Source organism: Rhizobium sp. BT03 (assembly GCF_030053155.1).
Taxonomy (GTDB): Bacteria; Pseudomonadota; Alphaproteobacteria; order Rhizobiales; family Rhizobiaceae; genus Rhizobium.
Map to the genome: position 1 here is coordinate 932,014 of NZ_CP125640.1, position 24,548 is coordinate 956,561.

19 protein-coding genes are annotated in these 24,548 nt (G+C 63.1%); 14 read left to right on the forward strand and 5 right to left on the reverse strand.

Features of this window, described 5'->3' with window-relative positions:
* Nucleotides 1-219: 219 nt before the first annotated feature.
* The gene (locus tag QMO80_RS04665) at nt 220-1,491 is read right to left on the reverse strand and encodes an N-acetylmuramoyl-L-alanine amidase (RefSeq protein ID WP_283199062.1); all 1,272 of its coding nucleotides are present in this window, start codon (nt 1,489-1,491) and stop codon (nt 220-222) included.
* Nucleotides 1,492-2,116: 625 nt separating this feature from the next.
* Here QMO80_RS04665 and QMO80_RS04670 point away from each other — a divergent pair.
* Nucleotides 2,117-4,999, forward strand: coding sequence for a ribonuclease E/G (locus QMO80_RS04670; protein WP_283199063.1), 2,883 nt, complete (start codon nt 2,117-2,119; stop codon nt 4,997-4,999).
* Between the two features lie 135 nt (nt 5,000-5,134).
* Nucleotides 5,135-5,344 carry a type II toxin-antitoxin system VapB family antitoxin gene (locus QMO80_RS04675; RefSeq protein WP_283199064.1) on the forward strand — a complete coding sequence of 70 codons (210 nt, stop codon included), beginning with the start codon at nt 5,135-5,137 and terminating at the stop codon, nt 5,342-5,344.
* 288 nt (nt 5,345-5,632) lie between these two features.
* Here QMO80_RS04675 and QMO80_RS04680 read toward each other — a convergent pair whose 3' ends face one another.
* A complete protein-coding gene (locus QMO80_RS04680; protein WP_283199065.1) occupies nt 5,633-7,291 on the reverse strand; it encodes an acyl-CoA dehydrogenase family protein in 1,659 nt (552 codons plus the stop codon).
* A 179-nt stretch (nt 7,292-7,470) separates the two neighbouring features.
* On the opposite strand from QMO80_RS04680, the gene QMO80_RS04685 reads away from it, so the two are divergent.
* The 9 genes from QMO80_RS04685 to rpmG all read left to right on the forward strand — a co-directional run bounded on the left by QMO80_RS04685 (nt 7,471) and on the right by rpmG (nt 18,960).
* Complete coding sequence (locus QMO80_RS04685) at nt 7,471-8,427, forward strand: aspartate carbamoyltransferase catalytic subunit (protein ID WP_003587231.1); 957 nt, start codon at nt 7,471-7,473, stop codon at nt 8,425-8,427.
* The gene (locus QMO80_RS04690; protein ID WP_283199066.1) at nt 8,424-9,713 is read left to right on the forward strand and encodes a dihydroorotase; all 1,290 of its coding nucleotides are present in this window, start codon (nt 8,424-8,426) and stop codon (nt 9,711-9,713) included. Before QMO80_RS04685 ends, QMO80_RS04690 begins: the two co-directional genes overlap by 4 nt.
* Before the next feature lie 60 nt (nt 9,714-9,773).
* Entirely contained in the window at nt 9,774-10,394 is a 621-nt protein-coding gene (gene plsY, locus QMO80_RS04695; protein WP_283199067.1) for a glycerol-3-phosphate 1-O-acyltransferase PlsY, read from the forward strand.
* On the forward strand, nt 10,394-11,536 hold the full coding sequence (gene dprA, locus QMO80_RS04700) for a DNA-processing protein DprA (RefSeq protein ID WP_283199068.1): 1,143 nt from the start codon (nt 10,394-10,396) through the stop codon (nt 11,534-11,536). The genes plsY and dprA overlap by 1 nt, the downstream gene beginning before the upstream one ends.
* A gap of 171 nt (nt 11,537-11,707) precedes the next feature.
* The gene (gene topA / locus QMO80_RS04705; RefSeq protein WP_283199069.1) at nt 11,708-14,362 is read left to right on the forward strand and encodes a type I DNA topoisomerase; all 2,655 of its coding nucleotides are present in this window, start codon (nt 11,708-11,710) and stop codon (nt 14,360-14,362) included.
* Nucleotide 14,363: 1 nt separating this feature from the next.
* Nucleotides 14,364-16,736: a ribonuclease R gene (gene rnr / locus QMO80_RS04710; RefSeq protein WP_283199070.1), complete on the forward strand. Its 2,373-nt coding sequence runs from the start codon at nt 14,364-14,366 to the stop codon at nt 16,734-16,736.
* A gap of 69 nt (nt 16,737-16,805) precedes the next feature.
* A complete protein-coding gene (locus QMO80_RS04715; protein ID WP_283199071.1) occupies nt 16,806-17,258 on the forward strand; it encodes a DUF983 domain-containing protein in 453 nt (150 codons plus the stop codon).
* Between the two features lie 257 nt (nt 17,259-17,515).
* Nucleotides 17,516-18,700 carry an MFS transporter gene (locus QMO80_RS04720; protein ID WP_283199072.1) on the forward strand — a complete coding sequence of 395 codons (1,185 nt, stop codon included), beginning with the start codon at nt 17,516-17,518 and terminating at the stop codon, nt 18,698-18,700.
* A 92-nt stretch (nt 18,701-18,792) separates the two neighbouring features.
* Nucleotides 18,793-18,960, forward strand: coding sequence for a 50S ribosomal protein L33 (gene rpmG / locus QMO80_RS04725; RefSeq protein ID WP_003587245.1), 168 nt, complete (start codon nt 18,793-18,795; stop codon nt 18,958-18,960).
* Between the two features lie 747 nt (nt 18,961-19,707).
* Here rpmG and QMO80_RS04730 read toward each other — a convergent pair.
* A complete protein-coding gene (locus QMO80_RS04730; protein ID WP_283199073.1) occupies nt 19,708-21,081 on the reverse strand; it encodes a PleD family two-component system response regulator in 1,374 nt (457 codons plus the stop codon).
* Between the two features lie 18 nt (nt 21,082-21,099).
* Entirely contained in the window at nt 21,100-21,471 is a 372-nt protein-coding gene (locus tag QMO80_RS04735) for a response regulator (protein WP_010065708.1), read from the reverse strand.
* A 133-nt stretch (nt 21,472-21,604) separates the two neighbouring features.
* Here QMO80_RS04735 and QMO80_RS04740 point away from each other — a divergent pair, with 133 nt between their 5' ends.
* A complete protein-coding gene (locus QMO80_RS04740) occupies nt 21,605-21,913 on the forward strand; it encodes a DUF3572 domain-containing protein (protein ID WP_283199074.1) in 309 nt (102 codons plus the stop codon).
* Between the two features lie 2 nt (nt 21,914-21,915).
* Nucleotides 21,916-22,593: a hypothetical protein gene (locus tag QMO80_RS04745; protein ID WP_283199075.1), complete on the forward strand. Its 678-nt coding sequence runs from the start codon at nt 21,916-21,918 to the stop codon at nt 22,591-22,593.
* Here QMO80_RS04745 and QMO80_RS04750 read toward each other — a convergent pair.
* Complete coding sequence (locus QMO80_RS04750) at nt 22,568-23,155, reverse strand: GNAT family N-acetyltransferase (protein WP_283199076.1); 588 nt, start codon at nt 23,153-23,155, stop codon at nt 22,568-22,570. The genes QMO80_RS04745 and QMO80_RS04750 overlap by 26 nt on opposite strands.
* Nucleotides 23,156-23,230: 75 nt before the next feature.
* On the opposite strand from QMO80_RS04750, the gene QMO80_RS04755 reads away from it, so the two are divergent.
* Nucleotides 23,231-24,523 carry a DNA polymerase IV gene (locus QMO80_RS04755; protein ID WP_283200111.1) on the forward strand — a complete coding sequence of 431 codons (1,293 nt, stop codon included), beginning with the start codon at nt 23,231-23,233 and terminating at the stop codon, nt 24,521-24,523.
* The last annotated feature ends 25 nt before the right edge of the window (nt 24,524-24,548 follow it).

Sequence of the window (24,548 nt, forward strand, 5' to 3'; positions counted from 1 at the left end):
CCGGAGTAACGGCGCGATTGTGAGGAAAATAGGGCTCTGCCCGCCGCATTCACCGCTATATCGGCGTTTCATCAGGACTGTCACATCCAAGCAACGCCCGTCCCCGCCGCCCATCCGAGCCGTCCTGCTCAGAATTTGAGTCAGGCAAGGCGCATTAAGTCGTTGTTTTCACGGATAGCGCCGACCCGAAACCCCTATGGATTTATGGGGCGGCAAGCATCAGCCGCCATTCGCCATGACGGCGGCGCGGTAGCGCTTCACTGCCTCGGTCAAAAGACCGACGATTTTGCCGCGCCAGGTCTCGTCGAGCAGCAGTTTCTCGTCCTCGGCATTCGAGAGGAAGCCGAGTTCGAGAAGGATCGACGGCACGTCGGGGGCCTGCAGCACGCGGAAGCCGGCATGACGGTGCGGATTGTTGATGGTGCCGACCTGATCCTTGAAGGAATTCAGCACGCTCTCGGCCAGCGAGATGGAGAAAGCCTGGGTCTCGCGCCGTGTCAGATCGAGCAGGATATCGGCGACCTCGGGCGGCTCGGCGACCGTTTCCTTGCCGGCGATCTGATCGGAGAGATTTTCGCGTTCGGCAAGGTCGGCGGCGAGCTTGTCGGACGCCTTGTCGGAGATGGTGTAGACGGTGGCGCCGCGGATATCCTTCTGCTTCAGCGTGTCGGCATGCAGCGAAATGAACAGCCCGGCATGGTTCTGGCGGGCGATCAGCACGCGCTGCGACAGCGACAGGAACTCGTCGTCTTCGCGCGTCAGGAAAGCCTTGATGCCCGGCTCCTTGTTCAGCCGCTCGGTCAGGGCCTTGGCAAAGGCAAGCGTCACCTGCTTTTCCTCGGTCTTGGTGTCGACGCCGATCGCGCCGGTATCGATGCCGCCATGGCCGGCGTCGACGGCGATGACGAAATCGCCGGGGGCGGCTTTCTCAGCCGCCGGAATGGCGCTCGTCGTCTGGGCCGCCTCGCTCCGATCGTTCCAGGCCCGATCGTTCCAGGTTTGCGTCTTGACCAGTTCGGCGAAGGCCTGCTTGTCAATCATCTCGGCATCGAGCACGAGGCGATGACCCTTGCCGGCCTCGTCGGCCTGCACCTTGGCGAGCGCCAGTTTCACCGGCCCTGCCGTCGTGAGCACGATGCGCGCGCTTTCCTCGTCCATCTTGCCGTAGCGGATATCCTTGAAGAGGCCGCGGGCGGCGAGATCCTTGGCCGGAAAACCGAAGGCGGTCGCCGGCAGGTCGATGACGATGCGTTCCGGATTGGCGATATAGTGGACGGAGAAACGCGGTTCGTGATCGAAATCGATGACGATACGTGTCCTTGCATCGTCGCCGACGATGCGCGCGCCATAGGCAAGCAACGGATCGCCGGCCTCGACGGAACCAGCAACGGCCGGCAGCAGACTGACGGCCAGAAGCGCCGTCAGAACCCCTCTTGCGAATGTCGATCGCCGCACTGCGGAATTCGCCGCGATCCGAGCCCTCTTAAACAATAACCCGCCACACCCTATCTGTTGCTCCGATGGAGCCGATGCGGCCGCGTCGAACGTCGCTTGGACGAAACACCCTTTGCGGCCAGCCGAATCACGACCACTTTATTCCCAGCTTCTATGCGTTACGAAATCCATCAATATTATGGCACATTTGGCTTTTCCCTTGCTATTGTGACACAGAAAACATACAACGAATTTTAGGGTAAAGTGTTGACGGGATAGAGTCGCCGCAAAGGCTGCCAGCCAGATCAGGACCTGGCGCCACACCGGTCATCGTCCGCCGTCTCATGCGCTTCATCCCTAGAACTGGATCCTGATTTTCCGGCTTATTGTCGGAATTCATTGGTGGATCAGCCACCACGCTCTCAGGGAGCAAACTCATCGGACCCGAACGGGTCTTCGTATTTGTCGATCACGCTTGGTTGTTGATGGTTTCGCAGCAGGTTTTATCTGAAGTGTACAGGCCCCGGACCGAAACGGTTCCGGCTGCGGTCTGGCTGCTGCCCTCCCCCTCGCACCAGGCGCGACTTTCATTATCCGGCGCGGCTACAGTGGACCGCATTCCTTCTGTTTCAACAGCAGTCGGGAATGCGCTCTCGCGGCCACGCCGAGGAGCACAGCTTACATGGCAGACAAAATGCTTATCGATGCGTCTCACGAGGAAGAGACGCGCGTCGTTGTCGTTCGCGGGAACCGCATAGAAGAATTTGACTTCGAGTCCCAGCACAAGAAGCAGATCCGCGGCAACATCTATCTGGCAAAGGTAACGAGGGTCGAGCCCTCGCTGCAGGCCGCTTTCGTCGACTACGGCGGCAACCGGCACGGCTTCCTGGCCTTCGCCGAAATCCATCCCGACTATTATCAGATACCGCTTGCCGACCGTCAGGCGCTGCTTCGGGCCGAAGCCGAGGAGCATCGCCGCGACGAAGACGTCGAGCATGTCGAAACCGCGCCGATGGTCGATCTTTCCAAGCAGGATCAGCCGGATGTCGGCATCGTTCCGGCTGAGGCGCCGGAAACGGCTGCCGTGACGGAAGAGCCGGCAGCGGTAGAGGCAGCGGCATCGCCCGAGGCCGCTGAGGAAGCGCCGGCCAAGAAGGCCAGACCGCGCCGCAGCCGCAAGAAGGCAGCCGAGCCGGCTGCCGAGACGACGGCGACCGAGGACGCCGTTCCCACTGATGTCGAGGCCGAAGGCGCTTCGGGCGTCGACAACGAGGATGACGGCTCGACCGGCGGCACGATGGCCGCCATGGTGGAAACAGACTCGATCTCCGAGGACGTCGATACCAGCAAGCGTCGCCACGATGATGACGACGACGATGACGATCACGGCGAAGAGGAAGTCATCGAATCCGTCGGCGCCGAAGACGCGATGGAAGAAGTGCCGGACCGCGTGCAGCGCAAGCCGCGCAAACAGTACCGCATCCAGGAAGTCATCAAGCGCCGCCAGATCCTGCTCGTGCAGGTCGCCAAGGAAGAGCGCGGCAACAAGGGCGCGGCGCTAACCACCTATCTGTCGCTTGCCGGCCGCTATTCCGTGCTGATGCCGAACACGGCGCGCGGCGGCGGCATTTCCCGCAAGATCACCAATCCTGCCGACCGCAAGCGCCTGAAGGAAATCGCGCGCATGCTCGAAGTGCCGCAGGGCATGGGCGTCATCCTGCGCACCGCCGGCGCCAACCGCACCAAGGTCGAGGTCAAGCGCGACTTCGAATATCTGATGCGCCTGTGGGAGAACGTGCGCACGCTGACGCTGGCGTCCACCGCGCCCTGCCTCGTCTATGAGGAAGGCTCGCTGATCAAGCGCTCGATCCGCGACCTCTATAACAAGGATATCGGCGAGATCATCGTTGCCGGCGAAGACGGCTATCGTGAAGCCAAAGACTTCATGAAGATGCTGATGCCGAGCCATGCCAAGGTGGTTCAGCCCTATCGCGACATCCACCCGATCTTTTCGCGCTCCGGCATCGAAGCCCAGCTCGACCGCATGCTGCAGCCGCAGGTGACGCTGCGTTCCGGCGGCTACCTGATCATGAACCAGACGGAAGCGCTGGTTTCGATCGACGTCAACTCCGGCCGCTCGACGCGCGAACACTCGATCGAGGACACCGCGCTGCAGACCAACCTCGAAGCCGCTGAGGAAATCGCCCGCCAGCTTCGCCTGCGCGACCTTGCCGGCCTGATCGTCATCGACTTCATCGACATGGAAGAAAAGCGCAACAACCGCGCCGTCGAGAAGAAGCTGAAGGAATGCCTGAAGAACGATCGCGCCCGCATCCAGGTCGGCCGGATCTCGCATTTCGGCCTGCTCGAAATGTCGCGCCAGCGTATCCGCGCCTCGGTTCTCGAATCGACGACGCAGGTCTGCTCGCATTGCGGCGGCAGCGGCCATGTGCGTTCGCAGTCCTCCGTCGCGCTGCATGTCCTGCGCGGTATCGAGGAATATCTGCTCAAGAATACCACGCACAACATCAGCGTACGCACCACGCCTGACATTGCGCTCTACCTGCTCAACCACAAGCGCCAGACGATTATCGACTACGAAAACCGTTTCGGCGTCGCTATCGTCATCGATGCGGATGGTTCGGTCGGCGCGCAGCATTTCGCCATCGATCGCGGCGAGGCCGTGGAAAACCCGGTCAAGATCGAGACGCTCTTCAACTTCGCAGCCATTCCCGAGGATGACGACGACGACATCGTCATCGAAATGGATGAGGACGAAGACGAGGAGATCGAGGAAAAGCCGGCCGCCGCCGAGCGCCCCGTTGCGGCGCGCTCGGAAGGCGAAGGTGACGGCAACCGCAAGCGCAAGCGCCGCCGGCGCCGGCGCGGTCGCAACGGCAATGCCGAGCAGCCGGCATCGACGGCTGGCGAAGCTGGCGACGAGGATGAAGACGGCGACGACGAGGGCGGCGAAGGTGATGAAAACACCGAAGGCACGCCCGAGACGCTGGCTGAAAGCGAAGAATCGCAGCGCCGCAAGCGCCGCCGTCGCGGCAAGCGCGGCGGTCGCCGCAACCGCGCCGAGGATGGTTCCGAACTGACGGCCGGCGAAGCCGGTGAAGACAATGGCGCTGAAGAGGGCGAAGGCGACGTTTCGAACGATGGCGCTCCCGGGGAAGCCGAAACTGTCGAAGCGGTAGCCGAGCAGGCTGGCGAAAGCCAGGCCGCAGCCGCCGCTGTCGAGGCTGCGGCGGTCGTCACCGAGGATGTCAAGCCCGCCCGTGGCCGCGGCCGCCGCAAAGCCGCAGCAGCGCCGGTCGAGGAGCCCGTGGTAGAAGCGGCTCCTGTCGCCGAAGCCGAGCCGGAACTGGTCGAGGCCTCCGCCGATCTCGAAACGCCCGCCCAGGAAGAAGCGCAGGAAGAGACGAAGCCGGTTCGCGCCAACCGCGAATCCAACATCACCTCCTCCGAGCCGACGGTGAAATCCACCCGCAGCGAAAATGGCGAAAGCGACGACGGCAAGCCGAAGAAAGCCGGCTGGTGGCAGCGCCGTGGCTTCTTTTGAACGCTGATTTTCGGACGTAAATGATCAATCCGGCCGCGGCGACGCGGCCGGATTTTTTGTTTGTGGCGGTTGGGCAAAGTTGAACCCGGAGGGCTGGGCGTGTACCTTCACGATATTGGTGCAATCGAGGTGGTCATGCCGACGATGATCGATATCGATGACGGCTTGCTCGACGCAGCAATGATCGTCACGGGATTGGCGACAAAGGAGGCCGCCGTCGAACAGGCTTTGCGACTCCTCATCGAGAGGCACCGCCGGAAAAATGCGATCGCAGATCTCGCGGGGACAGGCTGGGAAGGCGACCTGGAGGAGATACGTTGCGACCAGCCGGACGGCAGACGGTGATCGTCGTTGACAGTTCGAATTTGGATCGGTGCATCTGCGCGGGATAAGTGCGGTCAGCCCGGTCCGGGCGATCGCCGATGCCGGCCCCTCATCCGCCTGCCGGCACCTTCTCCCCGTAAACGGGGCGAAGGAGGATAGCCGCGACCTCTCCGTTCCCTACCGACCTCTCGCAGGGCACGTCCCCTCGCCCCGTTTACGGGGAGAGGGTTAGGGTGAGGGGCAGCCATGGGTACAGCGCTTCGCTATCGCTCGGATCGACAGGAGACGAACACAATATCCCGCCTGCGGTCAGGCGGCCGGGGGATAGAGCAGGTCGACGATGTAGCTGGCGTCGAAGCGGGAATCGAGCATGCCGTAGGTGGAGCGCCAGCCGCCGGCAAGGCGCGTCTCAATGAAGGCATCGGCAATGCGCCCAGCGCCCAGCCGATAGAGTTCGGCAGCACCTGCGGCAAGCGCCAGCTGCTCGACGAGCAGGCGTGCGGCCCCCTCATCCTGTTCGCAGAGGGCGATTGCGGCGCGCAGCACGTCGATCGTCTTCTTGCCGGCCGGGCCGAGATCGCGGGCAAGGCCTGCGAAAACCGTTTCGAACAGATCCTTGCCGCGGTTGAGCACGCGCAGCACGTCGAGCGCCATGACGTTGCCGGAACCTTCCCAGATGGCGTTGACCGGCGCTTCGCGGTAATGGCGGGCGATCGGGCGTTCTTCGATATAACCGTTGCCGCCGATGCATTCCATCGCCTCATAGATCAGCGCCGGCGCGATCTTGCAGCACCAGTATTTGGCGACCGGCGTCATGACGCGGGCATAGGCCGCCTGCTCGGCATTGCCGCGCGCCTTGTCGAAGGCGTCGGCAAGGCGGAAGGAGAGAGCGGTGGCGGCGGCGACATCGAGCGCCATGTCGGCCAGCACGCGCGTCATGATCGGCTGGTTGACGAGCATCTTGCCGAAGACGCTGCGGCCGCGGGTGTGGTGCACGGCCTCGGCCAGCGAGGCACGCATCATGCCTGATGAGGCCAGCGCGCAGTCGAGCCGCGTCAGCGTCACCATGTCGAGAATGGTGCGGATGCCGGCGTCGGAGCCGCCGAGCAGGAAGCCGAAGGTGTCTGAGAATTCGACTTCGGCAGAGGCGTTGGAGCGGTTGCCGACCTTGTCCTTCAGCCGCTGAAACTGCAAGCCGTTGGCGGAGCCATCCTCCAGCAGGCGCGGCACCAGGAAGCAGCCCATGCCCTCCTTCGTCTGCGCCAGCATGATGAAGGCATCGCTCATCGGCGCGGACATGAACCATTTGTGGCCGGAGAGCCGGTAGATACCTTCGCTGACCTTTTCGCCAGCGCTGCGGTTGGCCCTGACATCCGTGCCGCCCTGCTTTTCCGTCATACCCATGCCGATGGTGACGGCGGATTTCTGCATGGCCGGCTTGTTCGACGAATCATATTTGCGCGAGAGGATCTTCGGCGCCCAGTCCTTCTGCACCGCGGGCGAAGCCGAAAGCGCAGCAACCGAGGCGCTGGTCATCGTCAGCGGGCAGAGATGGCCGGATTCCAGCTGCGCCGTCAGATAGAAGCGGGCGGCGCGAACCTTGTGGGCTTCATCCTTCGCATCGGCATCGGCCTGCGGATCCCAGACGGAAGAATGCAGGCCGACCGACATGGAGCGGCGCATCAGCGCATGCCAGGCGGGGTGGAATTCGACGACATCGAGGCGCTCACCGCGCGGACCATGGGTGCGCAGCTGTGGCGTGCCCTGGTTCGCCATGCGCGCCAACTCCTGCGCCTCCGGCGAGGTGACGTAGCGGCCCATGTTTTCCAGGTCTTCGCGGATGCCGCGCGGCAGGGCCGCCGTCAGATCGACGATCAGCGGATCGGACCGATAGGCGTTGATGCCGGACCACAGGCTCGGCTGGTTGAGTTCTGCGAGTTTTTCGTCAGTCCGGTTGGCGGAGGTCATAATTCGCTTCTAGTGTAAGAACCCGGCAAAGGGAAACCGGAAGTTATGATTCGGTTCATTCTGCTCTATCGGAATTCCGGCGAAAATGCATGGGGACATAAGCCTTTGCCCACAGCGCATGCTTGCCCCGGCGGGCCGCACTCTTTATAGACCCGCCAGAGACAGCAAGAGGCAGGGTCATGGTCTTTTTCCCCCACCGCCACCTCATCGGCATCAAGGGCCTCACCGAGCAGGATATCACCTATCTGCTCGACAAGGCCGACGAAGCCGTCAAGATCAGCCGCCAGCGCGAGAAGAAGACGTCGACGCTGCGCGGACTGACACAGATCAACCTGTTCTTCGAGGCATCGACCCGCACGCAGGCCTCCTTCGAGCTTGCCGGCAAGCGGCTCGGCGCCGACGTGATGAACATGTCGGTCGGCAATTCCTCGGTGAAGAAGGGCGAAACGCTGATCGATACGGCAATGACGCTGAATGCGATGCGCCCCGACGTGCTGGTCATCCGCCATTCGAGCGCGGGGGCGGCCGCCCTTCTCGCCCAGAAAGTCTCCTGCTCGGTCGTCAATGCCGGCGACGGGCAGCACGAACATCCGACCCAGGCGCTGCTCGACGCGCTGACGATCCGCCGCGCCAAGGGCAAGCTCTCGCGCATCATCGTGGCGATCTGCGGCGACGTGCTGCATTCGCGTGTGGCGCGCTCCAATATCCTGCTGCTCAATGCGATGGGTGCGCGCGTGCGCGTCGTCGCGCCCGCCACGCTCCTCCCCGCCGGCATCGCCGATATGGGCGTCGAGGTCTTCCATTCGATGAAGGAAGGGCTGAAGGACGCCGACGTGGTGATGATGCTGCGGCTGCAGCGCGAGCGCATGTCCGGCGCCTTCGTGCCGTCGGTGCGCGAATACTATCATTTTTACGGGCTCGACGCCGAAACGCTGAAAGCGGCGAAGGAGGATGCGCTGGTCATGCATCCCGGCCCGATGAACCGCGGCGTCGAGATCGCCTCCGAGGTGGCCGACGGTCCGCAGAGCGTAATCGCCGAACAGGTGGAAATGGGGGTCGCCGTGCGCATGGCGGTGATGGAGACGCTGCTCGTCTCGCAGAACCAGGGTCCCCGAACCGATGGATTGAAGGCATGAGCAACCCGATCGTCCTCCAGAACGTCCGCATCGTCGATCCCTCGCGCAATCTCGACGAGGTGGGCACGATCATCGCCGAAGGTGGCGTGATCCTGGCCGCCGGCAGCGCCGCCCAGAACCAAGGCGCGCCCGAGGGTGCCGATATCCGCGACTGCACCGGCCTTGTCGCCACACCGGGCCTTGTCGATGCGCGCGTCCATATCGGCGAACCCGGCGGCGAGCACCGCGAGACGATCGCCTCGGCAAGCCGGGCAGCGGCAGCCGGCGGCGTCACCTCGATCATCATGATGCCGGACACCGATCCTGTTATCGACGACATCGCGCTCGTCGAATTCGTCAAGAAGACGGCGCGCGATACCGCCGCCGTCAACGTCTATCCGGCCGCCGCCCTCACCAAGGGTCTTGCCGGCGAGGAGATGACCGAGATCGGCCTGCTGATGCAGGCAGGCGCCGTCGCCTTCACCGATGCCCATTCCAGCGTCCACGACACCCAGGTGCTGCGCCGGATCATGACCTATGCGCGCGAGTTCGGCGCCGTCATCTGCTGCGAAACCCGCGACAAATATCTCGGCGCCAACGGCGTCATGCATGAGGGGCTTTTCGCCAGCTGGCTCGGGCTCTCCGGCATTCCAAGGGAAGCCGAGCTGATCCCGCTAGAACGCGATCTCAGGATCGCAGAGCTGACACGCGGGCGTTATCATGCCGCGATGATCTCGGTGCCGCAATCGGTCGAGGCGATCGAACGCGCCCGCGGCCGCGGCGCCAAGGTGACCTCGGGCATCTCGATCAACAATCTGGCGCTCAACGAAAACGACATCGGCGAATACCGCAGCTTCTTCAAACTCTATCCGCCGCTGCGCCCCGAAGACGACCGGGTGGCGATGGTCGAGGCGCTGGCAAGCGGCGCGATCGATATCATCGTCTCCTCGCACGACCCGCAGGACGTCGATACCAAGCGCCTGCCCTTCGGCGAAGCGGCGGACGGTGCGGTCGGCCTCGAAACCATGCTGGCGGCAGCGCTCAGGCTTCACCATGGCGGCCAAGTGAGCCTGATGCGCCTGATCGACGCCATGTCCACCCGCCCGGCCGAGATTTTCGGCCTCGCCGCCGGCACGCTGAAGCCGGGAGCTGCGGCCGATATCGCACTGATCGATCTCGATGAGCCTTGGCTTGTCGCCAAAGACATGCTTCTCTCCCGCTCGAAGAACACGCCGTTCGAAGATGCGCGCTTCAGCGGGCGGGCCGTCGCGACATATGTCTCGGGAAAGCTTGTCCACGCACTTTAAGAAACCGCGTACTTCAGAAACGGCGTATTGGGGATAGGCTACGGAGGGCTGAGGCGGCATATGTTATCCAATCTCATGTCATGGCAGATCACGCTGCCGGTCGCGCTTGCCGCCGCCGTCATCGGCTATCTCTTCGGCTCCATTCCTTTCGGCCTGATCCTGACGCGCGCCGCCGGCCTCGGCGACGTGCGCAGCATCGGCTCCGGCAATATCGGCGCGACCAACGTCTTAAGAACCGGAAACCGCAAGCTTGCCGCGGCGACGCTGCTGCTCGATGCGCTGAAGGCATCGGCTGCGGCCTGGGTCGTTGGCTATTTCCTCGGTGAGGAGGCTGCGATCATCGCCGGCTTCTTCGCTTTCATCGGCCACCTCTTCCCGGTCTGGATCGGCTTCAAGGGGGGCAAGGGCGTCGCCACCTACATCGGCACCCTGCTCGGCGTCGCGCCGATCATGGTCGTGCTGTTTGCCGTCATCTGGCTGGCCGTCGCCTTCACCACCCGCTACTCCTCGCTGTCGGCGCTGGTGGCCATGCTTGTCATTCCGGTTGCACTGTGGATACTGGGCAATGAAAAGGTTGCGGCCGTCATGGCGATCATGACGCTGATTTCCTACTGGAAGCACAGGGCGAATATTTCCCGGCTGATGGGCGGGACGGAAAGCAAGATCGGGGCGAAGGGATAATGGATGCGCTGAGCGCGGGACCAAAAGGCACTGTGCTGAGCGAACGGCAGAGAATTGCCTGGCTGCGCCTCATCCGTTCCGACAATATCGGCCCGGCGACCTTTCGCGACCTCATCAATCATTTCGGTTCGGCCGAGGCAGCGCTTGCGGCGCTGCCCGAGCTTTCGGCGCGCGGCGGCGCCACGCGGGCAATCCGCATCGCCAGCGAGGCCGAAGCGCATCGGGAGCTGGAAGCGGCGCATCGCTTCGGCGCCCGCTTCGTCGGCATCGGCGAGCCGGACTATCCGCAGGCGCTGAAACAGATCGACGGCGCGCCGCCGCTCTTGGCCGTCAAGGGCGCGCTTGCCGCCGCCAAACGGCCGGCCGTCGGCATCGTCGGCTCTCGCAACGCCTCGATCGCCGGCGCCAAATTCGCCGCGATGGTGGCGCGCGACTGCGGCCGCGCCGGTTATACCGTCGTCTCGGGTCTCGCGCGCGGCATCGATACCGCGGCGCACCGGGCAAGCCTGGAGACGGGCACGATCGCGGCCCTTGCCGGCGGTCTCGACCAGCCCTACCCGCCGGAGAATATCGGCCTGCTCGAGGAGATCACCGGCGGCAACGGCCTGGCGGTCAGCGAGATGCCTTTCGGCTGGGAACCCCGCGCCCGTGACTTCCCGCGCCGCAACCGGCTGATCGCCGGCATCGCGCTCGGCCTCGTGGTCGTCGAAGCGGCAACGCGCTCGGGATCGCTGATCACCGCACGGCTTGCCGGCGAATTCGGCCGGCTGGTGTTTGCCGTGCCCGGCTCACCCCTCGATCCGCGCTGCCATGGCACCAACGGCCTGCTGAAAGACGGGGCTTCGATCGTCACCACACCCGCCGATGTCATCGAAGCCTTGGCGCCGCTGGCGCAATTCGAGCTGTTCCCCTCGTCGATGGCGGAGGAACCGCCGCGTGACGGCGGGGCAATGACGATGCCGCCCGGCGATACGGATCGCAACCGCATCATCGATGCGCTCGGGCCGACGCCGGTGGAGATCGAAGATATTATCCGCCACACCGGCCTCTCGGCATCGGCGGTCTATCTCATCTTGCTGGAGCTCGACATCGCAGGCAGGCTGCACCGGCATCAGGGCGGTCTCATCTCGCTTTCCGACTGAGGCCTGCACGATACGAGCGGGCCGTTTTGCAGCGGCTGCAAGACGTAAAATTGTAGCAAACCCCTTGACCGCAGCGATTTCCCTGTCCATGTCGGAGGGCCGGTATCCATGTTGCGGTGTGTGTTGCGCTGGCTTCAACGCCGGCGTCGTTTCCTTTTTTAGAGAATCATCATGAATGTTGTAGTGGTGGAATCGCCTGCCAAGGCCAAGACGATCAACAAGTATCTGGGTTCGGGATACAAGGTGCTCGCCTCCTTCGGCCATGTGCGCGATCTGCCTGCCAAGGATGGCTCGGTCCTCCCCGATCAGGATTTCGAAATGCTTTGGGAGGTCGACGGGGCCTCGGCCAAGCGGATGAAGGACATCGCCGACGCGGTGAAATCCTCCGACAGCCTGTTTCTCGCGACCGACCCGGATCGCGAAGGCGAAGCGATTTCCTGGCACGTCCTCGACATGCTCAACAAGAAGCGGGTGCTGAACGGCAAGCCGGTCAAGCGCGTCGTCTTCAACGCGATCACCAAGAAAGCGGTGCTCGACGCGATGGCCGATCCGCGCGACATCGACGTGCCGCTGGTCGACGCCTATCTCGCCCGCCGCGCGCTCGACTATCTCGTCGGCTTCAATCTGTCGCCGGTCCTCTGGCGCAAGCTGCCCGGCGCGCGCTCTGCCGGCCGCGTCCAGTCTGTGGCGCTTCGCCTGGTCTGCGACCGCGAATCCGAAATCGAGCGCTTCATTTCGGAAGAATACTGGAACCTCTCGGCGCTGCTGAAGACGCCGCGCGGCGACGAGTTCGAGGCAAGGCTAGTTTCGGCAAACGGCAAACGGCTGCAGCCGCGCGCGATCGGCAACGGCGAGGATGCGGGCCGGCTGAAGGCGCTGCTGGAAGGCGCGAGCTATGTCGTCGACACGGTCGAGGCCAAACCGGTCAAGCGCAACCCGGGACCGCCCTTTACGACCTCGACCCTGCAGCAAGCCGCCTCCTCCAATCTCGGCTTCTCCGCCTCGCGTACCATGCAGATCGCCCAGAAGCTTTATGAAGGCGTCGATATCGGCGGCGAGACCGTCGGTCTCATCACCTATATGCGAACCGACGGCGTGCAGATGGCGCCCGAGGCGATCGAAGCCGCGCGCCGCGCCATCGTCGATCAGTTCGGCGAGCGTTACATGCCTGAAAAGGCGCGCTTCTATTCCACCAAGGCCAAGAACGCCCAGGAAGCGCACGAGGCGATCCGCCCGACCGATTTCTACCGCTCGCCCGACCGCGTGCGCCAATTCCTCGATGCCGACCAGATCCGGCTCTACGACCTGATCTGGAAGCGCGGCATCGCCAGCCAGATGGCCTCGGCCGAAATCGAGCGCACGACGGCTGAAATCACCGCCGACAACAAGGGCGAGAAAGCCGGCCTGCGCGCCGTCGGCTCGGTCATTCGCTTCGACGGCTTCATCGCCGCCTATACCGATCAGAAGGAAGACGGCGAGCAGAGCGACGACGGCGACGAGGATGGCCGCCTGCCGGAGATCAATGCGCGCGAGACGCTCGCCAAGCAGAAGATCAATTCGACGCAGCATTTCACCGAGCCGCCGCCGCGCTACTCGGAAGCCTCGCTGATCAAGAAGATGGAAGAGCTCGGCATCGGCCGCCCCTCCACCTATGCGGCGACGCTGGCGACGCTGCGCGACCGCGACTATGTGACGATCGACAAGCGCAAGTTGATCCCGCAGGCCAAGGGCCGGCTGGTGACGGCTTTCCTCGAAAGCTTCTTCACCAAATATGTCGAATACGATTTCACTGCCGATCTCGAGGAAAAGCTCGACCGGATTTCCGCCGGCGAGCTGAACTGGAAGCAGGTGCTGCGCGACTTCTGGAAGGATTTCTTCGCCCAGATCGAAGACACCAAGGAACTGCGCGTCACCAATGTGCTCGATTCGCTGAACGAGGCGCTGGCGCCGCTGGTCTTCCCGAAGCGGGAGGATGGCAGCGATCCCCGGATCTGTCAGGTTTGCGGCACCGGCAACCTGTCGCTGAAGCTCGGCAAATACGGCGCCTTCGTCGGCTGCTCGAACTATCCTGAGTGCAATTACACCCGCCAGCTCTCCTCCGAAAACGGCGGTGAAGCGGATGGTGCCGCGCTCAACGAACCGAAGAACCTCGGCACCGATCCGACGACCGGCGAGGAACTGACGCTGCGTTCCGGCCGTTTCGGCCCCTATATCCAGCGCGGCGACGGCAAGGAAGCCAAACGCGCCTCGCTGCCGAAGGGCTGGAAGCCTGAGGAGATCGACTACGAGAAGGCGATGGCTTTGATCTCGCTGCCGCGCGATATCGGCAAACATCCGGAATCGGGCAAGATGATTTCGTCAGGCATCGGCCGCTATGGGCCTTTCCTGCTGCATGACGGGTCCTATGCCAATCTGGAAACCGTCGAGGACGTGTTCTCGGTTGGCCTCAACCGCGCCGTGACTGTCATCGCCGAAAAGGCGAACAAGGCGCCAGGCCGGGGTGCCCGCGGCACGCCGGCGGCGCTGAAGACGCTCGGCGATCATCCCGATGGCGGCGCCATCACCGTTCGCGACGGCAAGTACGGGCCTTACGTCAACTGGGGCAAGGTCAACGCCACCCTGCCGAAGGGCAAGGATCCGCAGGCAATCACCGTCGAGGAGGCGCTTGCGCTGATCACCGAGAAGGCCGGCAAAGCGCCTGCTGGAAAACCGGCCAAGGCGAAGGCCAAGCCGAAGGCGGCGGCCGCCGAAACCAAGACCACCAAGACGGCGGCCAAGCCGAAGACAACGAAGGCGAAAGCGCCCGCGAAATCGAAAAAGAGCTGACGTGAGCAGAATACCGCGCGACAGAACGAACCCTGCGGGCAAGCGCCCGGGCAAGATCGGCCGTGCCGGCAAGGATGCTCCGGCCGTCGAGCCGCTGAACATCGTCCACGGCGCGCTGCCCTCGCGCGAGGTGATCCTGCGCTTCATCGCCGATCATCCGCAGAAAGCTTCCAAGCGTGAACTCGCCAAGGCTTTCGGCCTGAAGGGCGACAATCGCGTCGAACTCAAGCACATGCTGCAGGAGCTCGAGCAGGAAGGCATGCTGCAGAAGAACCGCAAGTCGCTGATCCGTCCCGGTGCACTGCCGCCGGTCACCGTTCTCGATATCACCACGCGCGACAAGGACGGCGATCTGATCGGCCGGCCGGCGGAATGGCCCGAGGATCAGGGTGTCGCACCCGCCGTCGCAATCCGCCAGCAATCGCCTGCCGGCCGCCAGGGCAAGAGCAAGGCGCCCGTCGCCGGCCTCGGCGACCGCATTCTGGCAAAGATCTTCCCGGCCGTCGATCGCGGCGGGCCGGCCTATACGGCCCGGATCATCAAGGTGATCGACAAGCGCCGTGGCGCCTCGATGGGCGTTTTCCGCGCCGCACCGGGCGGTGGCGGCCGGCTGCTGCCGATCGAGCGGCGCGGCGAGGAGATGGTGATCGATCCAGACTTCACCGGTGGTGCTGCGGACGGCGACCTGGTCGAGATCGAAGTCGCCCGCCTCGGCCGCTTCGGCCTGCCGCGCGCCAAGGTGCTTTCCGTCGTCGGTTCGGTCGGCTCGGAAAAGGCGATCTCGATGATCGCCATCCATGCGCATGGCATTCCGCATATCTTCCCGCCCGCCGTTATCGCCGAGGCGGAGGAAGCAAAGCCCGCCACGATGTCGCATCGCGAGGACTGGCGCGACGTGCCGCTGATCACCATCGATCCGGCCGATGCCAAGGACCACGACGACGCCGTCTACGCCGAACTCGACCCCTCGCCCGACAATCCCGGCGGCGTCATCGTCACCGTGGCGATTGCCGACGTCTCCTGGTATGTCCGCCCCAAGTCACAGCTCGACCGTGAGGCGCTGAAGCGCGGCAACTCGGTCTATTTCCCGGATCGCGTCGTGCCGATGCTGCCGGAGCGCATCTCCAACGATCTCTGCTCGCTGAAGGAAGGCGTCGACCGGCCGGCGCTTGCCGTGCGCATGAGCTTCTCCGGCGAAGGCCGCAAGATCGGCCATACCTTTCATCGCATCATGATGAAGAGCGCGGCCAAGCTCTCCTACCAGCAGGCGCAGGCGGCGATCGACGGCAAGCCGGACGATAAGACCGGGCCGATGCTCGAGTCGATCCTGAAGCCGCTCTGGCACGCCTATGAGGTGATGAAGCGCGGCCGCGACCGGCGCCAGCCGCTGGAACTCGACATGCCGGAGCGCAAGATCCTGCTGAAACCCGACGGCACCGTCGACCGGGTCCACGTGCCGCCGCGGCTCGACGCGCACAAGCTGATCGAGGAGATGATGATCCAGGCGAACGTCGCAGCCGCCGAGACCCTGGAAAAGAAACGCCAGCCGCTGATCTACCGCATCCATGACGGCCCGACGCTTGCCAAGCAGGAAATCCTGCGCGAGTTCCTGGCGACGCTCGGCATCCCGCTTGCCAAGGGCGGCAACATGCGCGCCAACAATTTCAACGGCATTCTGGCGAAGGCGGACGGCACGCCGCACCAGACCATGGTCAACGAGATGGTGCTGCGGTCGCAGAGCCAGGCGATCTACGGGCCGGAGAATATCGGCCATTTCGGCCTCAATCTGATGAAATACGCGCATTTCACCTCGCCGATCCGCCGTTACGCCGACCTCATCGTGCATCGCGCCCTCGTCGGCTCGCTCGGCTTCGGCGACGGCGGCATCACGACTGAGGAAGAGGCTGTTCTCGACGATATCGCCGCCGAAATCTCGACCTTCGAGCGCCGGGCGATGGCAGCCGAGCGCGAGACGGTCGACCGGCTGATCGCGCATCATCTCAGCGGCCGCGTCGGCGAGGAATTTGCCGGGCGGGTCTCGGGCGTTACGAAATCCGGGCTTTTTATCGCCCTGCCGGACTATGGCGCCGACGGTTTCGTCCCCATATCGACGCTCGGAAGCGATTATTACATCTATGACGAGGCGCATCAGGCGCTCTCGGGTGAAAGGACCGGGCTCGGCTATCGCCTCGGCGACAACGTCACGGTGAAGCTTGCCGAAGCGATCCCGCTTGCCGGCGCGCTGCGCTTCGAGATGATCAGCGAGGGCCGCGAGATGCCGACGGCGGCGCGCTCCTTCCACAAAGCGGGCCGCCGCGACAGGGGCCAGGTCCGCAAGAAGCCCGGAACGAGACCGCCGCGCGGGCGGCGTTAGGGTATTCTGCGACACTGCATCGGGCATGAATCACAGGCGCATGCTGTCGGCCTAAAAGAGGAATTTACGATGGGCACATCGACCGATCCGACCGTGCGCTACGGCGATAGGCCGGAGGCCGAGCGGCCGCTGGGGCGCTCCATCCTGCGCGGGCTGATGAACCGCTGCCCGGCCTGCGGCAGCGGCAAACTTTTCCGCGCCTTCCTGAAGCCGGTCGATCATTGCGCGGCCTGCGGCGAGGCGATGCATCACCAACGCGCCGACGACCTGCCGCCCTATATCGTCATCCTCGTCCTCGGCCACGTCGTGGTCGGCGGCTATATGCTGACCGACCTGACTTTCGTGCTGCCGGTATGGGTGCATATTGCCATCTGGGCGCCGATCACCGTCATTACCGCGCTTGCCTCGATCCAGCCGATCAAGGGCGGCGTCATCGGCCTGCAATGGGCGCTGCGCATGCACGGTTTCGGCGGCGAGAGCGACGGTCCTGATGATTACGACATCCCCGGACGCCCGGATTGAGCGCCTTCACCTTCCAGACATATTTGACGTGTAGTGCCAGCGCTCCACCGACCACCACCCGAATGCGGCAGCCGACGATCCTCAACGACCCGACATGGTAAGCATTTCTTGGCCGAACGGGCTTTACATTCCGCAGATGGTCACTCACATCGGAAATACTGCGAAGCGGCATCCGTCACCCGGATTTGGCACGTCTGTGTCTATCCATCCGACGGGAACCGGCCGATTCGCTCGCGCAGCTCTCTAAGGATGGATAAATGTCTCAGCCGAGAAACGGCACACCGGGCGATGTCGAGGAAATCCATTGGCCTTCTCTGGTGGCAGCCATCTCGTCCATATCAGCCGTCGGCATAGCAATCGGCCTCGGACTTCCGCTTCTCAGCATCATCCTGGAAAAACGCGGCATCTCGTCCACCCTGATTGGGCTCAACACGGCGATGGCAGGCGTCGCGGCGATGGCCGCCGCGCCGATTACCACCAAGCTCGCGCATAAATACGGCGTTGCGCCGACGATGCTCTGGGCGGTGCTGATTTCGGCGCTGAGCGCACTCGGTTTTTATTATGCCGAGGATTTCTGGATGTGGTTTCCGCTGCGTTTCGCCTTCCATGGGGCAACGACGACGCTGTTCATCCTTTCCGAATTCTGGATCAACGCCGCCTCGCCGCCGTCCAAACGCGGCTTCGTGCTCGGCATCTATGCGACCGTGCTTTCCCTCGGCTTCGCAGCCGGGCCGCTCCTGTTTTCGATCCTCGGCAGCGACGGCATCTTCCCCTTCCTGATCGGCGCCGGCGCCATCCTGCTTGCCGCCATTCCGATCTTCATCGCTCGCGACGAAAGCCCTGTGCTCGAGGAAAAACCGGAGCTGCATTTCATGCGCTACGTCTTCCTGGTGCCGACGGCGACGGCGGCGGTCTTCATCTTCGGCGCGGTCGAAGCCGGCGGGCTGTCGCTGTTCCCGGTCTTTGCCGTGCGCGCCCATTTCACCGAATCGCAGGCAGCGCTTCTGCTCACCATGATGGGCGTCGGCAACGTCATCTTCCAGATCCCGCTCGGCCTGCTTTCCGACCGCGTCGCCGACAAGCGGCCGCTTCTGGCCGGCATGGCGCTGATGGGCTTCATCGGCTCGATGCTGCTGCCGCTGCTGCTCGACAACTGGCTGCTGATGGCCGGGCTCCTGCTTTTCTGGGGCGGCTGCGTCTCCGGCCTCTATACGGTCGGCCTCAGCCATCTCGGCTCACGGCTGACGGGTTCCGATCTCGCCGCGGCCAATGCCGCCTTCGTCTTCTGTTATGCGATCGGAACCGTGGCCGGGCCGCAGGCGATCGGCGCAGCGATCGATGTCGCCGGAAATAACGGTTTTGCCTGGGCGATTGCCGCCTTCTTCGGCTTTTACGCCCTACTTTCCGGCATCAGACTGATGTTCATTCGAAAACGGACTTGACTTTTCGGGCGGGATTCGTAGTTTCGCGCCAGAATTTGCCGTGGAGCCCATCCGGCTTCCACGGCTTTCATTTTCTTAAAGGCAGGACGACCATGGCCAAGGCTACAACAATCAAGATCAAGCTGCTGTCGACAGCCGACACCGGTTTCTTCTACGTCACGACGAAGAACAGCCGTACGATGACGGACAAGATGACGAAGACGAAGTACGACCCGATTGCTAAGAAGCATGTCGAGTTCAAGGAAACCAAGATCAAGTAATCGCTTGATCTGAGGATTTCGCAAAAAGCGCGCGCCCTCGGGTTGCGCGTTTTTTATTGCCCGAAATGACCCTCTTTGAACATGACAGCGCAAACAGAAAAACGCCGCCCTTCCATCTTCGGGAAGTGGCGGCGTTTTCTTGAAAGGGGGTCGGCCAGCATGCAAAGCGGCACGAGGAACCGCTATAACTTGCCTACTAGCCGACCGACCCCACGACCCAGGAGATGCGGCGGACCTGAGCATCATGGGGTATCGACAACTCCTCAGCGGGAGCGCTTCTCTTATGAGCCGATAATTTGCGCAAAAATGAAAGAAAATCAACAAATTCTTAATGATGATTTTTGCGGACTTGATTCTATGGTTAAAAGTCCAGTTTTGGTACATACAAAGATTTATCGCCTCTGCTTTGGGATGAAGCCTAGACGTCGACCCATCGAAGAAATTCGACAATATAGCTTAATAACTTACACCTCCCCTTCCCCTAGGTGAGGTGGGGCCGCGGAACTCTATTCTCCCCAATCGGCAGAAGGCGCTTTTTATAGTCGCCATTTCATTTTTAGCTATGGCCGGACGCTTTCAAAACTATCGGGCAGCGGCACATCCGCAGCAAAGCCGAAAATCCTTTTTTGGGCTATTTGATTGCAAATTTTTCACGCCACGCTGTGAGGGCGAGCATTAAAAATGTGTAACAATCCGCTTACCACGGTGGAAAACCCATAAACGGCACATAAGGGGGCAGATGATTCGTCAGGCGGCCGCAGCGACGACGCGATTGCGGCCGGTGTTCTTGGCTTCGTAAAGCGCAAGATCCGCCTGTTTCATCAGCTGATCGGGGGTCAATACCGAGCCGATACGCGAGGCGATGCCGAAGGACGCGGTGACATTCAACGCCTCTCCCGCATGTTTCAGCTGGAAGGGTGCACTCTCGACGGCCGCGCGCAGCCGCTCGGCGACAGTGGCGGCAATCTCAGGCGAGGTATCCGGCATGACGACGACGAACTCCTCTCCGCCGTAGCGGCAGGCGAGGTCGGCGCCGCGAATGGTCGAGCGGACGCGATTGGCAAATTCCCGCAGCACCTCGTCGCCGCCGTCGTGGCCATAGGTGTCGTTCACCTGCTTGAAGCGGTCGATATCGGTGATCAGCACCGAAAGCGGCCGGCCCCGCGCCATCGAACGGTTGAAGAGCACGTTCAGGTGATTGTCGAGATAGCGCCGGTTATAAAGGCCGGTCAGCGGATCGGTCACGGCAAGCTCGATCGTCTGCTTGACGCTGGCGCGCAGGCGGTCGTTGCAGCGCTTGCGGCGGATCTGCGTCAGGCTGCGGGCAACCAGCTCGTTGGGATCGACCGGGCGGATGATGTAATCGTTGACGCCGAGATCGAGCGCCCGCACGACCATCTCGTCAGCGCCCTGCTCGGTGATGATCAGGATCGGCAGGAAGCGCGTGCGCTCCAGCGAGCGCAGCTGCGAGCAGAGGCGCAGCGGATCGTAATCATCGAAATTGGCGTTGACGATGACGAGATCGAACGGGCTTTCGGCCGCTTCGAAGAGGGCTGCCTGCGGATCGGAAAGGGCAAGCACGTCGGCAACGGGCTTCAGCGCCTTGATGATGCGCTCCTGCGAATTGGCGCGGCCGTCGACGAGCAGGATCTGACCCGTCTCGTCGGCGCGGCCCTCGCCTGCCCGCATGAGGTCGTCGATGCCCATCGTATGGGCGGTATCGGCGCGGATGCGCAGCTCGTCGCTCAACGTCTTCAACCGCAGCAGGCTCTTCACCCGCGAGATCAGTTGCAGATCATTGACCGGCTTGGTGAGGAAATCGTCGGCGCCGGCCTTCAGGCCGCGGACGCGATCGGCCGGCTGATCCAGTGCCGTGACCATGACGACGGGAATATGGGCGGTCTTGCGGCTGGCCTTCAGCCGCTCGCAGACCTCGAAACCGTCTATGCCGGGCATCATGATGTCGAGCAGGATGAGATCGACCTGGTTGCGCTCGCAGATCGCCAGCGCCGTGTAGCCGTCGGCTGCGGTCATCACGTCGAAATACTCCGCAAGCAACCGCGCTTCGAGCAGCTTCACATTGGCCGGAATATCGTCAACCACCAGTATTCGCGCAGTCATAGCTGTCTTTCCGATGCGTCAGGCATCGCCCAGATAGGTCTTGATCGTCTCGATGAATTTCGGAACCGAGATCGGCTTGGAAACATAGGCCTCGCAGCCGCCCTGGCGGATCCGCTCCTCATCGCCCTTCATTGCGAAAGCCGTGACGGCGATGACGGGAATCACGTGCAGCTCGTCGTCTTCCTTCAGCCATTTCGTGACTTCGAGGCCCGAGACCTCGGGAAGCTGAATATCCATCAGAATGAGGTCGGGGCGATACTTGCGCGCCAGATCCAGCGCTTCCATGCCGTTTCTGGTCTGGATCGTGGTATAGCCGGACGCCTCGATGAGGTCGCGAAAGAGCTTCATGTTGAGCTCGTTATCTTCTACAATCATCACCTGTTTGGGCATGACAAGCTGTCCCTACGTCCGTTCGCGCAGCGGTTCGTCCCATGAGAAAGGCACATGCGGATGAAGAGCTCCGTGAAACCGATAGCGCACGCTAGCGGTATTTGGTTGAAGAAAAGGTAACTTACCCCTCGAAATGCAAAGCAACTTCAAGACTTCGAAACAACAGGCCGCCGACCCGCACGCAACCGCGATCGCCGTGCTCGGCTGGCTTGCCGACGATCCCGACATGTTCAGCCGCTTCCTTGCGCTGACGGGTGTGGCCCCCGGCCAGGTGCGCAGCGCCGTCAACGATCCCGGCTTCCTCGCCGGCATGATGGATTTCCTGATGAACCACGAACCGACGGCGATGGCTTTCTGCGCGGCGAGCGGCATCAGCCCGGAAACGGTGACCGCCGCCTGGCAGCATTTCTCCTCGCCCGGCCTCGATTCCGGGGAATACTGACGGTGACCGGCGTGAGGGAACTCGATATCTCGCATATCCGCCTCGGCGAGAGGCCGCTGATCGTCTGCGACGTCGACGATGTGGTGCTGCAATTCATCGGCCCGTTCCAGCTTTTCCTTGAAAGCAAGGGTCACGCCTTCCTGCCGCGCTCGTTCCGGCTCCACGGCAACATCGTCGCGCAGGCGGATGGCGCGGAGATCGAAGACCAGGAGGTCAGCCGGCTGATCGAGGAATTTTTCGAGGCGCAGGAGCTGTGGCAGACGCCGCTCGACCGCGTCGTCGAAACGCTCGGCCGGCTTTCGCAACAGGCAGACGTGCTTTTCCTGACGGCCATGCAGCCGCGGTTCCAGGACCAGCGCCGCCGCCTGCTCGACCGGATCGGCCTCATTTTTCCGCTGCTTGCCAGCGAAGAGCCCAAGGGGCCGATCGTTCACGCATTGCATGCCAGCCGCTCCCTTCCCGTCGTCTTCATCGATGATATGGCGCGCAATCTGCATTCCGTCAGGGACCATGTTGCCGATTGCCTGCTGATTCACCTGATGCCCGACTCGCCCGTCCATCGTTTCGCGCCGGCGGCGGCCGACGACATCACCCGCGTCAGCGACTGGGCGCATGCGGCCGCGCTGATCGAGGCGCATTTCCTTGCCGGCGCGTTCAACCCCGCAGTTCCAGCCGCATGAGCGGACGGCCGTCCTTGCGCCGCGCCACCGTTTCGAAGCCGGCCGCATCGAAGATCGCCGTCGAGCCGATGCACAGCGTCACCGATTTCGACTGCTTCACATGATCGATCGGACAGGCTTCGAGCAACCGCGCGCCCTGGCGCCGGGCGTGATCGATGGCGCCGGCGAGCAGGCGATGGCTCATCCCCTTGCCGCGCAACCTCGGCAGCAGGAAGAAACAGCTGACGGCCCAGATCGACGGATCATACGCATCGCCCTCCTCCAGCGGCCGCGAGACTGTGCGCGGCGAATTGAACTGCGGCACGTCGTGGCGCGGCCCCACCTGCACCCAGGCGACCGGCGCGCCATCGGCATAACAGAGAATGCCCGGCGGCGGCCCAGCCTCGATTCGCTCCTGCATATGCACCTTGCGCTCATCGGCCGTCATCTTCGTTCTTGTCGCATGCGGCAGACGAAGCGCCACACACCAGCAATTGTAGAAAGCACCCTGCGGCCCGAACAGGGTTTCGAAATCGCCCCAGCGTTCCGCCGTTACCGGCTCGAAACGAAGATCGTTATCCAAAGGCAAAGCTCCCGCCTCTCTTGAGACTCGGAAGCTTAGGGCGTAATGTCGCGGCGTTCAACCTTTGTTCTCATGATGACGCCCGCGCCCGACAAGACACCCGGCTTCTGTCGCGACTGCCTTGCCGAGCAGAAGGGCGAGGCGCGCCGCTGCCTGTCCTGCGGCAGCCCGCGTCTGGTGCGTCATCGCGAGCTCTACGCATTGACGCTGGCGCATATCGATTGCGACGCCTTCTACGCGGCCGTCGAGAAGCGCGACAATCCCGAGCTTGCCGACAAGCCCGTGATCATCGGCGGCGGTAAACGCGGCGTCGTCTCCACCGCCTGCTATATCGCCCGCATCCACGGCGTGCGTTCGGCCATGCCGATGTTCAAGGCGCTGGAGGCATGCCCGCAGGCGATCGTCATCCGCCCCGACATGGAAAAATACGTCCGGGTCGGGCGCCAGGTGCGCGCCATGATGCAGGATCTGACGCCGCTGGTGCAGCCGCTGTCGATCGACGAGGCCTTCCTGGAACTTGGCGGCACCGAGCGGCTGCATCACGATCCGCCGGCGCGCACGCTCGCCAAATTCGCCCGCCGGGTCGAAAAGGAGATCGGCATCAGCGTGTCGGTCGGGCTTTCCTATTGCAAATTCCTCGCCAAGGTCGCCTCCGACCTGCAGAAGCCGCGCGGCTTTTCCATCATCGGCCGTGAGGAAGCGGTCGAGTTCCTGGCGCCGCGCCCGGTCACCACGATCTGGGGCGTCGGCAAGGCCTTTGCCGCGACGCTGGAGGCGGACGGTATCCGCACCATCGGCCAGTTGCAGCAGATGGAGGAGAACGACCTGATGCGCCGCTATGGCAGCATCGGCCAGCGGCTCGCCCGGCTATCGCGCGGGATCGACGACCGTGAAGTGCACCTCAACGATGCGGCCAAGAGCGTTTCATCGGAGACCACCTTCTTCGAAGACATCTGGCGTTACGACGATCTGGTGCCGATCCTGCGCAATCTTTCGGAGAAGGTCTCCTGGCGGCTGAAGAAAAACGACATCGCCGGCCAGACCGTGGTCCTGAAGATGAAGGCCGCCGACTTCAAGATACGGACGCGCAATCGCAAGCTCGAAGACCCGACCCAGCTTGCCGACCGGATCTTTCGCATCGGGCTCGAGCTTCTCGAAAAAGAGACCGACGGCACGAAGTTCCGGCTGCTCGGCATCGGCGTCACCGATCTCGGCGATGCCGCCCGCGCCGATCCGCCCGATCTCATCGACCGGCAGTCGGGCCGGCGGGCGGCCGCCGAAGCGGCGATGGACAAGCTGCGCGACAAGTTCGGCAAGAACACCGTCGAGACCGGCTACACCTTCGGCAGCGGCAAACGCGATCACTAAAGCGCGCCGCGGTTAACTTGAATCT